The 16,365-nt window shown below is 62.2% G+C and carries 13 protein-coding genes; 8 read left to right on the forward strand and 5 right to left on the reverse strand.

Annotated elements, in window-relative coordinates; all coding sequences use genetic code 11:
* Nucleotides 1–15: 15 nt before the first annotated feature.
* Complete coding sequence (locus BCY88_RS22150) at nucleotides 16–669, reverse strand: protein-L-isoaspartate O-methyltransferase family protein (protein ID WP_120346308.1); 654 nt, start codon at nucleotides 667–669, stop codon at nucleotides 16–18.
* A 409-nt stretch (nucleotides 670–1,078) separates the two neighbouring features.
* Between BCY88_RS22150 and BCY88_RS22155 the strand changes: the two genes are divergently transcribed.
* The 6 genes from BCY88_RS22155 to BCY88_RS22180 all read left to right on the forward strand — a co-directional run bounded on the left by BCY88_RS22155 (nucleotide 1,079) and on the right by BCY88_RS22180 (nucleotide 8,128).
* A complete protein-coding gene (locus tag BCY88_RS22155) occupies nucleotides 1,079–2,083 on the forward strand; it encodes a LacI family DNA-binding transcriptional regulator (protein WP_404935719.1) in 1,005 nt (334 codons plus the stop codon).
* Between the two features lie 3 nt (nucleotides 2,084–2,086).
* A complete protein-coding gene (locus BCY88_RS22160; RefSeq protein WP_120346310.1) occupies nucleotides 2,087–3,574 on the forward strand; it encodes a sugar ABC transporter ATP-binding protein in 1,488 nt (495 codons plus the stop codon).
* Entirely contained in the window at nucleotides 3,555–4,568 is a 1,014-nt protein-coding gene (locus tag BCY88_RS22165; protein ID WP_120346311.1) for an ABC transporter permease, read from the forward strand. Before BCY88_RS22160 ends, BCY88_RS22165 begins: the two co-directional genes overlap by 20 nt.
* A 187-nt stretch (nucleotides 4,569–4,755) precedes the next feature.
* Nucleotides 4,756–5,718 carry a substrate-binding domain-containing protein gene (locus tag BCY88_RS22170; protein ID WP_120346312.1) on the forward strand — a complete coding sequence of 321 codons (963 nt, stop codon included), beginning with the start codon at nucleotides 4,756–4,758 and terminating at the stop codon, nucleotides 5,716–5,718.
* Between the two features lie 106 nt (nucleotides 5,719–5,824).
* A complete protein-coding gene (locus tag BCY88_RS22175) occupies nucleotides 5,825–6,874 on the forward strand; it encodes a sugar phosphate isomerase/epimerase family protein (RefSeq protein ID WP_120346313.1) in 1,050 nt (349 codons plus the stop codon).
* An 84-nt stretch (nucleotides 6,875–6,958) separates the two neighbouring features.
* Nucleotides 6,959–8,128: a Gfo/Idh/MocA family protein gene (locus tag BCY88_RS22180; protein WP_120346314.1), complete on the forward strand. Its 1,170-nt coding sequence runs from the start codon at nucleotides 6,959–6,961 to the stop codon at nucleotides 8,126–8,128.
* A 49-nt stretch (nucleotides 8,129–8,177) separates the two neighbouring features.
* On the opposite strand, the gene BCY88_RS22185 is transcribed toward BCY88_RS22180, so the two are convergent.
* Nucleotides 8,178–9,266, reverse strand: a complete 1,089-nt coding sequence (locus tag BCY88_RS22185; RefSeq protein ID WP_120346315.1) for a J domain-containing protein — start codon at nucleotides 9,264–9,266, stop codon at nucleotides 8,178–8,180.
* Between the two features lie 42 nt (nucleotides 9,267–9,308).
* A complete protein-coding gene (locus tag BCY88_RS22190) occupies nucleotides 9,309–9,569 on the reverse strand; it encodes a hypothetical protein (protein WP_063495029.1) in 261 nt (86 codons plus the stop codon).
* A 233-nt stretch (nucleotides 9,570–9,802) separates the two neighbouring features.
* Between BCY88_RS22190 and BCY88_RS22195 the strand changes: the two genes are divergently transcribed.
* The gene (locus BCY88_RS22195) at nucleotides 9,803–10,867 is read left to right on the forward strand and encodes a type IV toxin-antitoxin system AbiEi family antitoxin (protein ID WP_120346316.1); all 1,065 of its coding nucleotides are present in this window, start codon (nucleotides 9,803–9,805) and stop codon (nucleotides 10,865–10,867) included.
* A gap of 19 nt (nucleotides 10,868–10,886) precedes the next feature.
* Nucleotides 10,887–11,735, forward strand: coding sequence for a nucleotidyl transferase AbiEii/AbiGii toxin family protein (locus BCY88_RS22200; protein WP_310796129.1), 849 nt, complete (start codon nucleotides 10,887–10,889; stop codon nucleotides 11,733–11,735).
* A gap of 82 nt (nucleotides 11,736–11,817) precedes the next feature.
* Here the strand turns inward: BCY88_RS22200 and BCY88_RS22205 are convergent, their stop codons facing one another.
* Nucleotides 11,818–15,027: an efflux RND transporter permease subunit gene (locus tag BCY88_RS22205; protein WP_120346318.1), complete on the reverse strand. Its 3,210-nt coding sequence runs from the start codon at nucleotides 15,025–15,027 to the stop codon at nucleotides 11,818–11,820.
* Nucleotides 15,028–15,042: 15 nt separating this feature from the next.
* Entirely contained in the window at nucleotides 15,043–16,233 is a 1,191-nt protein-coding gene (locus BCY88_RS22210) for an efflux RND transporter periplasmic adaptor subunit (RefSeq protein ID WP_120346319.1), read from the reverse strand.
* Between the last annotated feature and the right edge of the window lie 132 nt (nucleotides 16,234–16,365).

The raw sequence follows: 16,365 nt of genomic DNA on the forward strand, positions 1-16,365 counted from the left end.
GGACAAACGGGTGAATCAGAACTTGAAGCGCGGCGGCTGCACGGCGTTGATCAGCGGCTCGACGTAAGTTTCGAACACGTCGGCGATGCGGTACTGCTTTTCGTCGATGCGCGTGATGACTTGCGCCTTCATGACCGGCGCGGTGCCGACAAAAGCCGCCAGACGGCCGCCGATCTTCAGATGTTCGAGGATTTCCTGCGGCAGCACCGGCAGGCCGCCCGACACGCAGATCACGTCGTACGGTGCAGCGCTTGCCCAGCCGCGCGAGGCGTCACCGGTGGCGACTTCGGCGTTCAGCACGCCATTGGCGATCAGGTTGTTCTTCGCCAGTTCCGCCAGTTCGGGTTCGATGTCGACCGTCAGCACGTGCTGCGCGCGGTGCGCGAGCAATGCGGCCATGTAACCCGAGCCGGCGCCGATTTCGAGCACGCTTTCGTGTTTCTTCACCGCCAGTTCCTGCAGCACGCGCGCTTCGACGCGCGGCGCCAGCATGTGCTGGCCGCCCGGCAGCGGCACTTCGAAGTCGACGAAGGCCAGGTCGCGGTAGGCGGTGGGGACGAAGTGTTCACGCTTGACGATCGAGAGCAGATTTAGCACGTCCTGGTCGAGCACTTCCCAGGGGCGGATCTGCTGTTCGATCATGTTGAAACGCGCTTGCTCGATGTTCATGGTGGATTCGGCAGTGTGGTTTGGCGAGTTTGCGATTCTGTGCCACTGACCGGCGGCCTTGGGATACAACTCGGCGCCCGGCAGGGTAACTGCGGGATTGTACCAAATGGCGGCGCGAACCCATGCCGTCGCGGGCAGTGCGATAGTGCGCCGCACCCGGATCGCACCCAGGACCTGCGCTCGCCGTACCCGCTCGCCCCCGTGTTAATCCCTAGTGATCTGTCCTTGCGATTCCCGCCTTGATCGTCCAAAAATGTAATCGATTACATTTTCGAGGCAAATCCCTGTGTCCAGGTCGGTGTCCAAAACGGCTTCCGCGAAGGCGGCCTCCGCAAAGGCGGCCTCCGCGAAGGCGGCCTCCGCGAAGGCGTCATCTTCGGCAAAGCGCCCGCAGCCCGAGGCTCAGCCGTTGCATCCGGCCGGGGGGCTTTCGATTGCGCAGGTGGCGCAGCAGGCGGGGGTCTCGGTGGCGACGGTGTCGCGCGTGCTGAACGGTCACGAAAACGTGCGGCCAGTCACGCGCGACAAGGTATTGGCAGCGGTCGACGCCAGCGGTTATCGCGTCAACGAACTCGCGCGCAACCTGCGCACCGCCGAAAGCCGTCTGCTGCTGACCATGGTGCCCGACGTCGGCAACCCTTTTTATGCGGAAATCGTGCGCGGCATCGACAGCGTCGCGCGCCAGCACGGCTACTTCATGCTGCTCTGCGACACGGGCGCCGATCCGGGGCGCGAGCGCAGTTATTTCGATCTGCTGCGCCGCCGCCGCGCGGATGGCGCGATCTGTCTCGATCCCGCCACCATCCAGCAGGCGCTTGGCGAAGCCTCCAGCGCGCTGCCCTGGGTCGCGTGCTGCGAATTCGATCCGGCGATGGGCGTGCCGTACGTCGGTATCGACAACTATCGGGCGGCGGGCGACGCGGTGCGGCATCTGCTCGCGCGCGGCCATCGGCGCATCGGGCTGATCAATTCGGACATCGACTATCTGTACGCCCGGCAACGTCAGCAGGGCTATCTGGACGCGTTGACCGAGGCGGGCATCACGCCGCACGAGCGTTGGCGCATGAATCTAAACAGTCTCGACTACGAGGCAGGGGCATCGGCCGCGGCCTTGCTGATGGAGCAGCCCGACGCGCCGAGCGCGATCTTCGCCGTGTCCGACACGCTGGCGATCGGCGTGATCCACGGTTTGCGCAATGTCGGCAAGCGCGTTCCGGACGACGTCGCAGTGGTCGGCTTCGACGATATTTCGCTGGCCGCGCAAATCGATCCGCCGCTGACCACCATCGCCCAGCCGATGCGCGAACTCGGCGAAACCGCCGCGCGCCTCCTGCTGCAACGGCTCGCGAATCCGTTGGCGAACGTGCCGGGCGTGCTCCTGCCGCATCGGCTCGTGATCCGCAGGAGCGCGTAGGCCATGAGTCTCGCTATTCGTTTCGACGATATCCGCAAAGACTTCGGCCCGGTGCGCGTGTTGCACGGCGTGAGTTTCGAGCTGGCGCCGGGGCGCATCTATGGATTGCTCGGCGAGAACGGCGCGGGCAAGTCGACGCTGATGAAAATCCTCGCCGGCTACGAAACGGCAACCTCGGGCGCCGTACTGGTCGACGGCCATGCGCAACAGTTCAGCGGTTCGCGCGACGCGGAAGTGGCCGGCATCGTGCTGATTCACCAGGAGTTCAATCTCGCCGAGCATCTGACAATTGCGCAGAACATGTATCTCGGCCACGAAAAAAAGCGCGGCTGGTTCGTCGACGACGCCGCAATGCGAACCGACGCCGCCCGATATCTCGCGCAAGTCGGTCTCGAGAAAGCGCCGGATACGCGGGTGCGCGAGTTGATCGTCGCGGAAAAGCAGATGGTGGAGATCGCGAAAGCGCTGTCACGCCGCGCGCGTTTGCTGATCATGGATGAACCGACCGCCACGCTCACGCCGTCGGAAACCGAGCGCCTCTTCACGTTGATGGCGAAGCTCAAGGCCGATGGCGTAACCCTCATCTACATCTCGCACAAACTGGACGAAGTCGAGCGCATTACCGACGAAGTGATCGTGATGCGCGACGGCCGCTTTGTCGCGCGCGGCGCAACCGCGGGGCTCGCACGGCAGCAGATGGCGAATCTGATGGTCGGGCGCGACGTATCCGATATGTTCCCCGACAAGGTCGCCGTGCCGGCCGAAGCGCCAATCGCGTTGAAAGTAACGGGCCTCGCCGTGCCGGACTGGGTCGAGGATCTGAGCTTCGAGGTGCGTGCCGGCGAGGTGCTGGGCTTTGCCGGCCTGGTCGGCGCGGGTCGCACGGAAGCGTTTGAAGCGATCCTCGGTCTGCGCAAACGCACCGCGGGACACATCGAAATCGCTGGCCGCCGCGCCGATCTGAAAAACCCACGCGAGGCCATGCGTCACGGCCTCACCTATCTGAGCGAGGACCGCAAAGGCAAAGGGCTGCATGTGAATCTGAGCTTGCAGGACAACGTCACACTGATGACGCTCGAACGCTACGCGCACCCGTTGCTCGATATGAAAGCGGGGCGCGCGGCATTGACGAAAGCGGTGAGCGACTTCGGCATTCGCACCGGCGATCTGTCGAGCCGCGCGCGCATGCTCTCGGGCGGCAATCAGCAGAAGCTCGCGCTCGCCAAATTCCTGCAGCCCGATCCGAATGTGATCGTGCTCGACGAGCCGACGCGCGGCGTCGATGTCGGTGCGAAACGCGACATTTATTTTCTGATTCATCGTCTTGCCGCGCAGGGCCGCGCGGTAGTCGTCATTTCATCCGAATTGATCGAGCTGATCGGCCTGTGCCATCGCGTTGCCGTGATGCGTGCGGGACGCCTGCAAACTACGCTCACGCTCGAGCATCTGACCGAAGAGGAGTTGATCGCCCATGCGACCGGCACCCACTGAAGCTGTCCAATCCGGCCGCGCGCTGCGTTTCGCGCATCGTCTCTATGCGCTCGGGCCGCTGGTTGGGCTGATCGCGCTGTGCATTGTCGGCACGCTGCTCAATCGCGACTTCGCGACGCTCGACAACATGATGAACGTGCTCACGCGCACGTCGTTCATCGGCATCATCGCGGTCGGCATGACCTTCGTGATTATTTCGGGCGGCATCGACCTGTCGGTCGGGTCGATGGCGGCGCTGATCGCGGGCAGCATGATCTGGCTGATGAACGGGCTGGCTGCCGGTGTCGGCGGCCACGCGTTCGCGCCTTTGCTGATCGTGACGATCGGCATCGTGTTCGCGTTGGTGCTCGGCGGACTGTTCGGCTGTGCCCACGGATTGTTGATTACCAAAGGGCGCATCGAGCCTTTCATCGTGACCTTGGGCACGCTGGGCATTTTTCGCGCGGTGCTGACGTGGCTCGCGGATGGCGGCGCGCTGACTCTGGATAACTCCTTGTCCGACTTATACGGGCCGGTTTATTACGCGAGTCTGTTTGGCGTGCCGGTACCGATCTGGGTGTTCCTGATCGTCGCGGCGGGCGGCGCGTTGATCCTTAACCGCACGGCGTTTGGCCGCCACGTGCAGGCGATCGGTTCGAACGAACAGGTGGCACGGTACGCCGCGATTCGCGTCGATACGGTGAAGATCATCACGTACGTCCTGCTTGGCATTTGCGTGGGCGTGGCTACGGTGCTGTACGTGCCGCGACTCGGCTCGGCCACGCCGACCACCGGCCTGCTTTGGGAGCTGGAAGCGATTGCATCGGTGGTGGTGGGCGGCACCGCGCTGAAAGGTGGCGAAGGGCGCGTGGTCGGCACCGTGATCGGCGCGATCCTGCTTTCGGTGATCGCCAACATTCTGAATCTGACCAGCATCATCAGCGTGTATCTGAACGCGGCGGTGCAGGGTGTCGTGATTATCTTCGTCGCGTTCGTGCAGCGTGGACGGCGGTAAGTAGTGGACGTTGAGCTTCAAGGGATACAACGGCAAGTTCGGGAATCGGGGCGCATGAGCGCCTCGTAACGCAACTATGTTGCATGGAACCGGAGTGTGAGCTTTGCATGGGACCGGAGTAACGCACTAAAGTGCGAACTCCGATCGACAGCTAAAGCGCGAACTCTGGTCGACAGGAGACACAACCATGAAGCAGGTCATTCGAGCGATCGGCGCCGGCGTGCTGGCGGTAGGGATATTGGGCACGGCAGGTGTGGCGCGTGCCGACGAGAAAGTTACGCTAGGCGTTGCGATTCCGACGGCCGATCACGGCTTTACAGGCGGCATCGTGTGGTGGGCGAACAAGGCGAAAGCCGATCTGGAGAAAGCGCATCCTGATCTGAAGGTGATCGTGAAGACCGCCGCGGGCGCACCCGAACAGGCGAACCAGCTGCAGGATCTGGTGACGGTGAACAAGATCAACGCGCTGGTGATTTTCCCGTTCGAATCGGCATCGCTCACACAGCCCGTCGCACAGGTGAAGAAGAAGGGCGTGTATGTGACGGTGGTGGATCGCGGACTGACGGATACCAGCGCACAGGATGCCTACGTGGCGGGTGACAACACCGCGTTCGGCAAGATTCCCGCCGAGTACCTGGCGAAGGAACTGGGCGGCAAGGGCAACATCGTTGCGTTGCGCGGCATTCCGACCACGCTCGACAACGAGCGCTGGACCGCGTTCACGAACGTGATCAAGAACTATCCGGAGATGAAGATCCTCGACGCGAGGTACGCGAACTGGAATCGCGACGACGCGTTCAAGGTGATGCAGGACTACCTCACGCGCTTCAAGCATATCGACGCGGTCTGGGCTGCCGACGACGACATGGCCGTCGGCGTCCTCAAGGCGATCGAGCAGGCCAAGCGCAGCGACATCAAGATCGTCTTCGGCGGCGCGGGCTCGAAGGGTATGGTGAAGAACGTGATGGACGGCGCGCCGATGATCAAGGCCGACGTCTCATACTCGCCGAAATTCATCTACGACGCGATCAAGCTCACCGCCGAAGCACGTCTGAAGGGAGACAAACTTCCGCCGACCACGATCATTCCATCGGTGCTGATTACGAAGGAAAACGCGCAGCAGTTCTATTTTCCTGATTCGCCGTTCTGATTCCGGGCGTCCGGAGCGCGCTTGCCGTCAGTCTGCCCGCAAAGGCATGAGGCAGAGAGATGAGGCAGAGGCAGGGCAGGCGCGCCATAGTTCGAGGAACCGTACGATGAAAACCATCAAAGGGCCGGCGATTTTTCTCGCCCAGTTCATGGGCGACGAGGTGCCGTTCGACAATTTTGCGCACCTGGCGGGCTGGGCGGCGAGTCTTGGTTTCAAGGGTATCCAGGTGCCATGCGACACCCGCCTGATCGATCTTGAACAGGCGGCGGCGAGCCAGACGTATTGCGACGAATTGCGTGAGATCGCGGAAAACTCGGGCGTGACGATCACCGAATTGTCGACGCATCTGCAAGGGCAACTTGTCGCCGTGCATCCCGCCTATGACACCTTGTTCGATGGCTTTGCCGCGCAGCACGTGCGCGGCAATCCTCTCGCGCGCACCCAGTGGGCGATCGAGCAGATGAAGCTGGCGGCGAAGGCGTCACAACGTCTGGGATTGAACACCCATGTGTCGTTTTCCGGGGCGCTGGCGTGGCCATATCTTTATCCGTGGCCGCAGCGCCCGGCGGGGTTGATCGAGGCCGCTTTCGACGAACTCGCGCGCCGCTGGGTGCCCATTCTCGATGCATTCGACGAAGCCGGTGTGGACGTGTGCTACGAGCTGCACCCGGGCGAAGACCTGTACGACGGCGTGACCTTCGAACGCTTTCTGGATGCGGTGAAACAGCACGCGCGCGCGAACATCCTCTACGACCCGAGCCATTTCGTCCTGCAGCAACTCGACTACCTCGCGTTCATCGACATCTATCACGAGCGCATCAAGGCGTTCCATGTGAAAGACGCGGAGTTTCGCCCGAGCGGCAAACAAGGTGTGTACGGCGGCTATAGCGGCTGGGTTGAACGCGCGGGGCGCTTCCGGTCGCTGGGTGACGGGCAGATCGATTTCGGCGCGATCTTCTCAAAGATGGCGCAGTACGATTTTCCAGGCTGGGCGGTGCTGGAATGGGAGTGCGCGCTGAAGCATCCGCAGGACGGCGCGCGTGAAGGTGCGGAGTTTATTCGCCGTCACATCATTCGCGTAGCCGAGCACGCGTTCGATGATTTTGCGGGCAGCGGTGTGGATGCGGGACAGTTGAAGCGTGTGCTAGGCATTTGACTGCGGTCTTTCGTTGAGTCGAGGGCATGCTGGTTGCGGCCGGGCAGTGACGCAGCCGAAGCAGACCACAAAGGAGTGAGGGCGATGTTGCAAGGAAAACCCGGAAAGCCCGAAAGACTCAAGCTCGGCATGGTCGGCGGCGGACAAGGCGCGTTTATCGGCCCGGTGCATCGAATCGCGGCGCGGCTCGACGACCGGTTCGAACTGGTGGCGGGCGCGTTGTCGTCCGATCCGCAGCGCGCGCAAGCGAGCGCCGCCGAAGCGGGTATCGCGCGCAGCTACGCAGACTGGCGAGAGATGGCGCACGCCGAAGCCGCGCGCGACGACGGTATCGATGCGGTTGCGATCGTCACGCCGAATCATCTGCATGCGCCGGTTGCGACGGCTTTTCTCGAAGCGGGCATCCATGTGATCTGCGACAAGCCGCTGGCGATTTCGCTGGCGGAAGGCGAGGCGCTAGCGAAACTCGCGCGCGAGAAGAACAGGTTGTTCGCGCTGACGCATACGTATTCCGGTTATCCGCTGGTGCGCCACGCTCGCGAGCTCGTCGAAAACGGTGCGCTCGGCGAAATACGCGTGGTGCAAGTCGAATACGCGCAGGACTGGCTGGCGGAACCGGTAGAAACGGGCGGCACGAACAAGCAGGCTGGCTGGCGTACGGACCCGTCGTTAGCGGGCCCTGCCGGCTGTCTCGGCGACATCGGCACGCATGCGTATCACCTCGCTGCCTTCATTACAGGGATGACGCCGTCGTCGCTATCAGCCGAGCTGCATACGTTCGTGCCGGGACGCCGTATCGACGACCACGTGCAGGCGATGCTGCGCTATCCGAATGGCGCGCGCGGCATGCTATGGGCGAGCCAGGTGGCGAGCGGCGCGGAAAATGCGCTGCGTCTACGGATATATGGAACGAAAGCGAGTCTCGCCTTCGATCAGGAGAATCCGAACGAATTGTGGTTTACGCCGCTGGGTGGGTCGGCTGAGCGTCTCACTCGAGGACGAGTTAAAAGCGCAATAGCCGCGCATGCGACGCGCGTGCCGCAGGGACATCCTGAGGGTTATCTGGAAGCGTTCGCGCAGTTGTACAAAGATGCGGCGTTACAGATTGAGGCGTTGGATGCGGGCCAACCATTGCCCGCTGAAAGTCTGCTGCTCACAACGGTGGATGAAGGCGTGGCTGGCCTGCGCTTCATTGATGCAGTGTTGGCAAGCAGTGCGGCGGATGGTCAGTGGCGCCCAATAGAGCCAGGTTGACTGTGGGCACGTGGCGCCGACACCCTGCAGCGAAGGGCACCATTAAATTTCAACGCCGCCTGATTTTCAACCAGGCCTTGAGCGCGCCCAGGTCCTGGAACTTCACCAGATCGTACTCGAGCGAGTGGATCTGTTCCTGCAGCATAAAAACGTCTTCCGTCAACCAGTGCATTAGCTTCTTCGGCGTGATGGGCGCCATCGGGTCGAGTCCGTAGCGGTCTTTGAACGCCATTTCGACAAATATAATTTCATCGTCGAGTTCGCCCACCTGCTCCTTCAGTATCTTGTTGTAATGCTTGAGCCGGTCTTCGCTCAGGTTATCGAGCGCGTTCTGATCGATGTGTTCCAGTTCCAGCTGCAATTCGAGCAACTGCAGCAGGTTGTTCTTGCTGTAGGCCTCGTTGACTCGTTGCATTAGCGCGGTTTTCCGTTTGCGTTCCTCTGGATCGCTTTCGCGATCGGGATGCAACGCGCTGGCCAGCTTACGATACACCTCGCGAATCGAGCGGCTCAGTTGTGCTTCTTCTTCCTCGCGGCGCGTTTCGGCCGCCATCTGCTTCGCCGTCTTCTTTTTCGGAGCGCTTTGCGCTCGGCGCGCCTGATGCTCCGCCGCTTGCGCAGCGTCGTCCTGTTCGACATGCGCCTGCAGACGATCCAGAACTTCATCGGGCGAGTTCATGTCGAGGTCGTCCAGTTCGACGCCTAATACCGTTTCCAGCATCGATTTCATTTCGTCTAACTCGGACGCTCTTTCGTCGTCGTAGTCGGACCCACTGTGACGGTTGTATAGCGCTTTCAACTCGTCGCTATCTTCTTCCCCGAGACACCTCGCCGCGAGATCGACAATGAATGCTGAAAGGGTGCGCCGTTCGGTCTGCGTGATGCGTTTCTGATTGCTTTGCGCGTCGAGCAGGTGCGCCATCTGCGCACGCAAATGTTGCATCTTGTGCTTCAGCGGCAGCAGTTCATTCACGTACTTTTGCTGGAACGCAGGCGCGAACTCTTCCCACGCGCTCAAACTGGCACGCCGCTTTTCGATCTGTTTGATCAGCGTGTTAAACGCTTTCTGGCCCTTCGACAGGGTGGGTTGATTGTGGTCCGGCGCGATGCTGACAGACCTGGCGCTTGTCTTCGTCATAGAGCGGATGTCTTCCTGGTCGCAGATGGGGCGCGGCGCTATCTAGCTGCCCTTGCTCTTCCTGATCTGCTCTTCAAAAGCAATATCGAGCTTGCTCGCCTTGCGCGGCTTCGGCGGTCCGAAACCGTCGACGAATTTGACGAAGTCGTCGAGCGTCAGCGGATCGGAGACTTTCTTGTCCGTGCCGCTCGATTTGTCGACCAGATAAAACAGGCCGCCGGACAGGCTGATCGCGGCGAACTGCGGATTGCCGCTGCGGGTTTTCAGCCGTTCGACGGCGTGGATGGCTCGGGTGGTGCGCATGATGTGGGAAACGGCGAATTGAAGGTAAGCACTTTAACAGCAATCCGCAGCGCTGCTTTCCAGTTGGCGGTGCTGGGATTGTGCGCGCATTACCTCATGTGGCTGGGCTTACCTCGCCGCGTTTGCGGACCATCGGGAAGGGACGGCCGCGAGTGGCGAGTCGAAAATCTGTACGATTTTTATAGCTTGTACGATTTTATGATACATTAATAAAAATCGTACACGAGTACACTATGCCGCGCCCCGCCAATTCGTTTCTTGAAACGCAGATTCTTGAAGACGCGTGCGATGCATTCGAACGCTCCACGGGCATCTACACGGCGAAGCCGGTGCGTAAGGTCGTTCCATACGGCGACGCCGCAATTGAATTCGACCTATCCGGACGGAAATTTACAATGCCTGTGCACATCAAGACACGGGCGAGCTCAGTGGATATCGCGAGCATTATTCTCGCGCAACATCGTCTGCATGCAACGAAACCGCGTTCGCGTCAGCGCCCGCTCATGCTGGTCGCGCCCCACGTCGACCCGGAACTCGCCGGCCGTCTGATCGAGCAGAACGTGCCGTTTCTGGACGCGGGGGGCAATGCGTTTCTGAGCGAGCCTGAAGGTATGGTCATGATCAGCGGTCGGCCAAAACCGCAGCATGCGCAAAAGCCACAGACAGGACGTGCCACCACGCGCAAAGGACTGCAGGTGATGTTCGCTATAGCGACACAGCGCGGTCTCGTCTCGCAGCCGTATAGAACTATCGCCGAGGCCTCTGGCGTGGCATTGAGCACCGCAAACCAGGTCATCGACGATCTGCAGTTCCGTGGGCTTGTCGCGCTGAAGAGCAGCGGCGAGCGCATCTTTCCCGACTGGCAGAAATTTGTCTTCGAGTGGGCCAGCCTTTATCAGACCCGCCTGCGATTCAAACTTGGTGCGCGACGCTTCGCGAGCACGACGCCTGACTGGTGGCGCGTGTTCGACTTCGCTAATTTCGACGCTCGACTCGGCGGCGAGTCGGCGGCGGACATCCTGACGCATGAACTGAAGGCCGCGAAAGTCACGCTATACAGCCGTGCCCCGCTTGGCAGTCAGTTCATGCTGAACGCCCGGCTGCGCCCCGATCCACGTGGAGATGTCGAGATTCTTGAATCGTTCTGGCCGGAGTCTCTCGAGCGTGGCTGGACGGAACCTGGCCGTCAGCCGCTAGTTCACCCGTTCCTCATCTACGCGGATCTCGTCGCCTCGGGCGATAGCCGTAACCTTTCCACCGCCGCGCAAATCTATGAGCAGTACATTACCCAGCCTTAAGGTTGCCGAAGAGCGTCCCGTGCATCCAGTCACCGCAGCGCTGCTTGCCAGGGTCCAGCAGGCCGCACGCCAGCTTGGCGTGAAGTTTGCCGTCGCAGGCGCAACCGCTCGGGATCTGGTGCTTTGGCATGTGCACGGCATTCGTGCGGAACGTGCCACGCGCGATGTCGACGTTGCGGTTTGTGCGATCAGCTGGGACGCATATGGAGCCCTGATTGCCGGGCTCGAGCAGACAGGACTCTTCAGGGCGAGTATCAAGGCGCAGCACACTCTGGTTTTTGATGATCCGGACGTCGGTCGGCCGGTGCCGTTGGACCTGGTTCCGTTCGGCGATCTCGAGGCCCCTGAAGGCTCGGTCACCTGGCCGCCCCGGGGCGACGTTGTGATGAATGTTCTCGGGTTCCGTGAGGCCGTCGATACGTCTGTCGAGATAGACATTGGTGAACGCATCGTGGTGCCTGTTGTGAGCCTGCCGTGCCTTGCTCTTCTGAAAATTCTTGCATGGTACGACCGGCGTGCCGCCAAGAATACTGACGCATCGGACCTGCTTCTGATTCTTCGCAACTACTGCGACGCGGGCAATATGGATCGCGTTTGGGTAAACGGCGCCGACCTGCTCGAGGTGCATGACTTCGATGTTGGCCTTGCGGCATCGGCGCTGCTAGGTCGCGAATCGCGACAGATTGCTTTGCCCGCAACGTTCGACGCCGTCTCGGCGATCCTCTCGGACGACGCCGTGTACGACACACTGAGGCGCGACATGCTGGCCCGTGCCGTCGTTCAGATGCTCGACGACGCCGCCGATGGATCCGACCGGACGTTGTCAGCTTTTCGGAATGCCTTCCTGGGCATATCGGGCAGCGTTTGAGCTGGTCAGGGGCGGGTGACGAAAGCACGCTGGGGGAGTACGACGAACGCCGGAGGCGCGGCGTCCGCGTAATCAATAGCGGCTATTGCTCCAGTTTGACGCCTCTGACTGTGTTGAATTTTTTCCGCAGCCAATCCGCCCAATCCTCCAGCACCGTGTAGACCACCGGCACCACCACCAGCGTCAGAATCGATGACGTAATCACGCCGCCGATCACCGTCTGCCCGAGCGGCCCGCGCTGCTCGCCGCCTTCGCCGAGCGCCGCCGCCAGCGGCAGCATGCCGAAGATCATCGCCAGCGTGGTCATCAGAATGGGACGCAGACGCACACGTGCCGCTTCGAGCAGCGCTTCACGCCGCTCCATCACACGACCCTTGCCGGATGCGTCGAGCAGAGTGCCACGCCGTGCCTGATTGGCGAAGTCGATCAGCAAAATCGCGTTCTTGGTCACGAGACCCATCAACATCACGAAGCCGATGATCGAGAACATGTTCAGCGTGCTGCCGAACAGCAGCAGCGCGATCAGCACGCCGATCAGGGTAAGCGGCAGCGACGCCATGATGGCGAGCGGTTGCGCGAAACTGGCGAACTGCGACGCGAGAATCATGTAGATGAAGATCACCGCGAGCGCCAATGCCTCCACCGCGTACACGAACGATTCGTTCATGCTCTTGGTCGAGCCTTCGAATCGGTAGTGGTAGCCGGCCGGCAGATGCATCGCATCGAGCGTCTTCGCGACGTCCGAGGCCACTTCGCCGGGCGAGCGGCCATTCACGTTTGCCGACAGCAGCACCTCGCGCTGCAGGTCGCGCCGGCTCAACACGTCCGGGCCGGTCGTCTTGACGATATCCGCGATCTGCCGCAACGGCACCAGCACGGGGGCGCCGTTCGCGTCAGTGCGGTTGGTGGCGATCATCAGCCGCGCCAGATCGTCGACGTCCTCGCGCTGCGAGCGCGGCAAGCGCACGCTGACGTCGTAGTCCTGGTCGTCGGGCGCACGCCACGTGCTGATCGCGTCGCCTGAGAGCAGGGGCCGCAACGCGGTGCCGATATCGGCCACACCCACACCGAGGTCGGACGCCAGTTCGCGCTTCACGTTGATCGCGACAATCGGCTTATCCGCCTTGAGACTCGAATCGAGATCGACGAGCCCCGGGATTTTTGCCATCCGTGCCTGAGCCGTATCCGCAAGCCGGCGCAGTTCGTCGATGTTGTCGCCCTGCAGGCTCAACTGGATCGTTTTCGTGCTGCCGGCGCCGTCCGGCATGCCGATTTGCGTGACCGACACGCCCGCTACGGAGGCGAGCCGCGCGCGAAACGCATCGTTCAATTCCACCACGCCGCGCGTGCGGTCGCGCCGGTCTTTCAGTCGTACGGTGATGAGCGCGGTGTTTTTGCCTTGCGTGTTGTCCGAGTTGACCGTTGCATAACTGAAGCGCACTTCGGGGTAGGTGGCGAGAATTGCTTGCACCTGTTTAACTTTTTCCGAGGTGGCTTCGAGCGAGGTGCCCACCGTCGTGTTTAAGCCGATCTGTGTTTCGGAGAAGTCCGCATTCGGCACGAATTCGGTGCCGACGAAGGGCACCAGAAACAGGCTGCCGAAGAACGTGGCCGCTGCCACGACCAGCGTGATTGCGCGGTGCTTCAGCGACCAGCCGAGCAGGCGCTGGTAGAACGCGGTGAGCCGGTCGATCTGCCTGTCGAACAGATGCAGCGAACGTTCGATGACGCGCCCATAGCGAAACCCCTTGCGGCCCGTGTCCGCGTCGTGCAGATCGGGGTCCGGCCAGATGGAGGACAGCATGGGATCGAGCGTGAACGACACGAACATCGAGATCAGCACGGCGGCGGCCACCGTGATGCCGAACTGATGGAAGAAGCGGCCGATGATGCCGCCCATGAACCCCACCGGCAAAAAGACGGCGACGATCGAAAAGGTGGTCGCCAGCACGGCGAGCGCGATTTCCTTGGTGCCGTCGAGCGCGGCGGTGCGGTGGTCCGCGCCGAGCTGCACGTGCCGCACGATGTTTTCGCGCACCACGATCGCATCGTCGATCAGCAAGCCGACGCATAAAGACAGCGCCATTAGCGTGATCACGTTGATCGTGAAGCCGCACGCATACATCACCGCGAAGGTGCCGATCAACGCAATCGGCAGGGTGAGGCCGGTGATTACCGTGCTGCGCCACGAGCCGAGGAACAGGAACACGATCAGCACGGTCAGCAGCGCGCCTTCGAGCAGGGTGCGCTTCACTTCGTTGACGCTTTCTTCGATGTTGATCGACGAATCGTCAGTGATGCTGAGTTTGACGCCCGGCGGCAGTTGCGGCTGCAGAAGGGCCACGGCGTCACGCACGCCGTGCGCGACGTCCACGGTGTTCTCGCCTTGCGCCTTGATGATCGACAGGAACAGTGCGCGCTGCCCGTTCAGCAGGGCCATGCTGTCGGGCTCCTGCTGGCCGTCCACCACCTCGGCGACCTGATCGAGTGTGATGGGCTGGGTGGCGGACGAAGCCGTAGGAATCGCCGACTGCGCGCCGCGCCGCGCGACGATGATGCGTTTGAAGTCGTCCGGCTTCTCGAAGCGGCCTTTGACCTGCACGGTCTGCTCGATATTGCGCGAGGTGAGCGGCCCGGCCGGAATCTCCTGATTCTCGTTCTGTACGGCGCGGATCACCTGGTCGACGCCGATCGAAAGCGCCTGCAGCTTCTGCGGATTCACGTCGATCTGCACCTGCCGCTTCACGCCGCCCACCAGCGACACCGAGCCGACGCCGCGCACGGTTTCGAGCCGCTTGCGCACGATCTGATCGGCGACCGTGGTGAGATCGCGCGTGGACAGCGACGCGCCCGGCGCGTTCGAGATCGCCACCGTGATGATTGGCATATCCGACGGGTCATAGCGCAGCACGCGCGGATCCTTCACGCCGTCGCGCAGATCGGGGCGGATCAGCGCGATCTTGTCGCGCACGTCCTGGGCGGCTTGCACCGCGTCCACCGAAAGATCGAATTGCACCACCACGACCGACTGCGCGTCATACGAACGCGAGGTGATTTCGTCGATGCCGCTGATCGTGTTGACCGCTTCCTCGATCTTGCGCGTGACGTCCGACTCGACCGATTCCGGCGACGCCCCCGGATACGCGGTCTGCACGACCACGACCGGAAACGCGATGTCCGGGAACTGATCGACCTTGAGCCGCTGATAGGAAAACAGGCCGATGACGAGAAGCGCCATCATCATCATCGTGGCGAGCACCGGGTTGCCGATGCTGATGCGGGTGAACCACATAGGCGAGGGCTCCGGTCAGCGTGCGCTGCTTGTACCCGGCGCGCTGGCCGCTTGTGGAGGCGTCTGCGCGGCCTCGGCCGGCTGCACCACATGCACGGTGCTGCCGATCCGCAATGAGCCGAGATTGTTCTTCACGATCTGCTGGCCAGACGTCAGCGGTCCGCTGACGATCTCGGTCCATGTGTTGCCATCGGCATCTCCGGTCGCGCCGGTCTCCATGGTCTGCTCGACCAGCTTGCCGCTGACGAGCGCGTAGACGCTGCGACGCGTGCCGTCCGTGCGAATCGCGCTGGCGGGCACGACCAGCACGTCCTGGCGTTTGCCGACCGAGATCGTACCGGTGCCGAACATGCCGACCCGCAGCGTGCCCGACGGATTGGCGACCTGCACATACACCATGATGGAACGCGAGCCGGCTTGCGCCGCCGGATTGATGCGCGTGATGGCGCCCTGGATGGGGGTGTCGATACCGTCGAAAGCGATCTGGATCGGCTGGCCGATCCGCACGCGGCCGATTTCGCCGACCGGCACCGGTGCTTCCAGTTCGAGCGTGCGCAGATCGACCACGTCGAACAGCTTGGTATCGACGGCAACTTTCTCGCCCGGTTCGACTGAGCGGGAGGCGATCTGTCCGTCGAGCGGCGAGCGCACGACGGTGTCGTCCAAAGACAGATTCGACGACGCCAGCGCCGCCTTCGCCGCATCGAGATTCGCGCGGGCGATCTGATACTGGCTTTGCGCGGTGTCGAAAGCGTTTTTCGAAATGAAGCCTTTTTCGACCAGCACGCGATTGTTGTCGAGCGTCTGCCTGGCGATGTCGAGCTGGCCGGCCATGGCGGCCATCTGGCCGCGCGTCTGCTCGGCGCGGGCGACATAGTCGCGGGCGTCGATCTTCACGAGGACCTGACCGGTTTTGACCGGGTCGCCTTCGCGCACCATGACCGTGAGCGCGGAGCCGGCCACTTTCGATTTCACCGCGGCTTGCGTGACGGCGCGTAGCGACCCGGTCAGCGGCAGCGTTTCGGAGAGCGTGCGGCGGCTGACGGTGGTGAGGTCCTCCGGCGCGAATTCGACGACGGAAGAGGGCGCCTCGACGTTGGCGGCCTCGGCGCCGCTGCGCTTTCTGATGGCGTGGCCAATCGCGATGGCGAGGATCGCGACGGCTATGACAGCGGCGATGATGATGCGTTTTCTGGTTTTTAGCATGCGCGGTCTGACGGACTTCACGGGCTGGCGAGCGGCGGCGGCCTTGTGGTCGCAAGGCGCCGCGCGCTCGCACGGAATCGGCGAAATTAGCCTGTGCCTGCGCTCACTGCAAGCTGGCCGTCAGCATGGTAC

It is taken from the genome of Paraburkholderia fungorum, from assembly GCF_003610895.1.
Lineage (GTDB): Bacteria > Pseudomonadota > Gammaproteobacteria > Burkholderiales > Burkholderiaceae > Paraburkholderia > Paraburkholderia fungorum_B.

Excerpts from the sequence above, each read along its gene's own strand:
- BCY88_RS22150 (WP_120346308.1), bottom strand. The coding sequence starts at position 669 with ATGAACATCGAGCAAGCGCGTTTCAACATGATCGAACAGCAGATCCGC.
- BCY88_RS22160 (WP_120346310.1), top strand. The coding sequence starts at position 2,087 with ATGAGTCTCGCTATTCGTTTCGACGATATCCGCAAAGACTTCGGCCCG.
- BCY88_RS22165 (WP_120346311.1), top strand. The coding sequence starts at position 3,555 with ATGCGACCGGCACCCACTGAAGCTGTCCAATCCGGCCGCGCGCTGCGT.
- BCY88_RS22170 (WP_120346312.1), top strand. The coding sequence starts at position 4,756 with ATGAAGCAGGTCATTCGAGCGATCGGCGCCGGCGTGCTGGCGGTAGGG.
- BCY88_RS22175 (WP_120346313.1), top strand. The coding sequence starts at position 5,825 with ATGAAAACCATCAAAGGGCCGGCGATTTTTCTCGCCCAGTTCATGGGC.
- BCY88_RS22180 (WP_120346314.1), top strand. The coding sequence starts at position 6,959 with ATGTTGCAAGGAAAACCCGGAAAGCCCGAAAGACTCAAGCTCGGCATG.
- BCY88_RS22185 (WP_120346315.1), bottom strand. The coding sequence starts at position 9,266 with ATGACGAAGACAAGCGCCAGGTCTGTCAGCATCGCGCCGGACCACAAT.
- BCY88_RS22190 (WP_063495029.1), bottom strand. The coding sequence starts at position 9,569 with ATGCGCACCACCCGAGCCATCCACGCCGTCGAACGGCTGAAAACCCGC.
- BCY88_RS22195 (WP_120346316.1), top strand. The coding sequence starts at position 9,803 with ATGCCGCGCCCCGCCAATTCGTTTCTTGAAACGCAGATTCTTGAAGAC.
- BCY88_RS22205 (WP_120346318.1), bottom strand. The coding sequence starts at position 15,027 with ATGTGGTTCACCCGCATCAGCATCGGCAACCCGGTGCTCGCCACGATG.
- BCY88_RS22210 (WP_120346319.1), bottom strand. The coding sequence starts at position 16,233 with ATGCTAAAAACCAGAAAACGCATCATCATCGCCGCTGTCATAGCCGTC.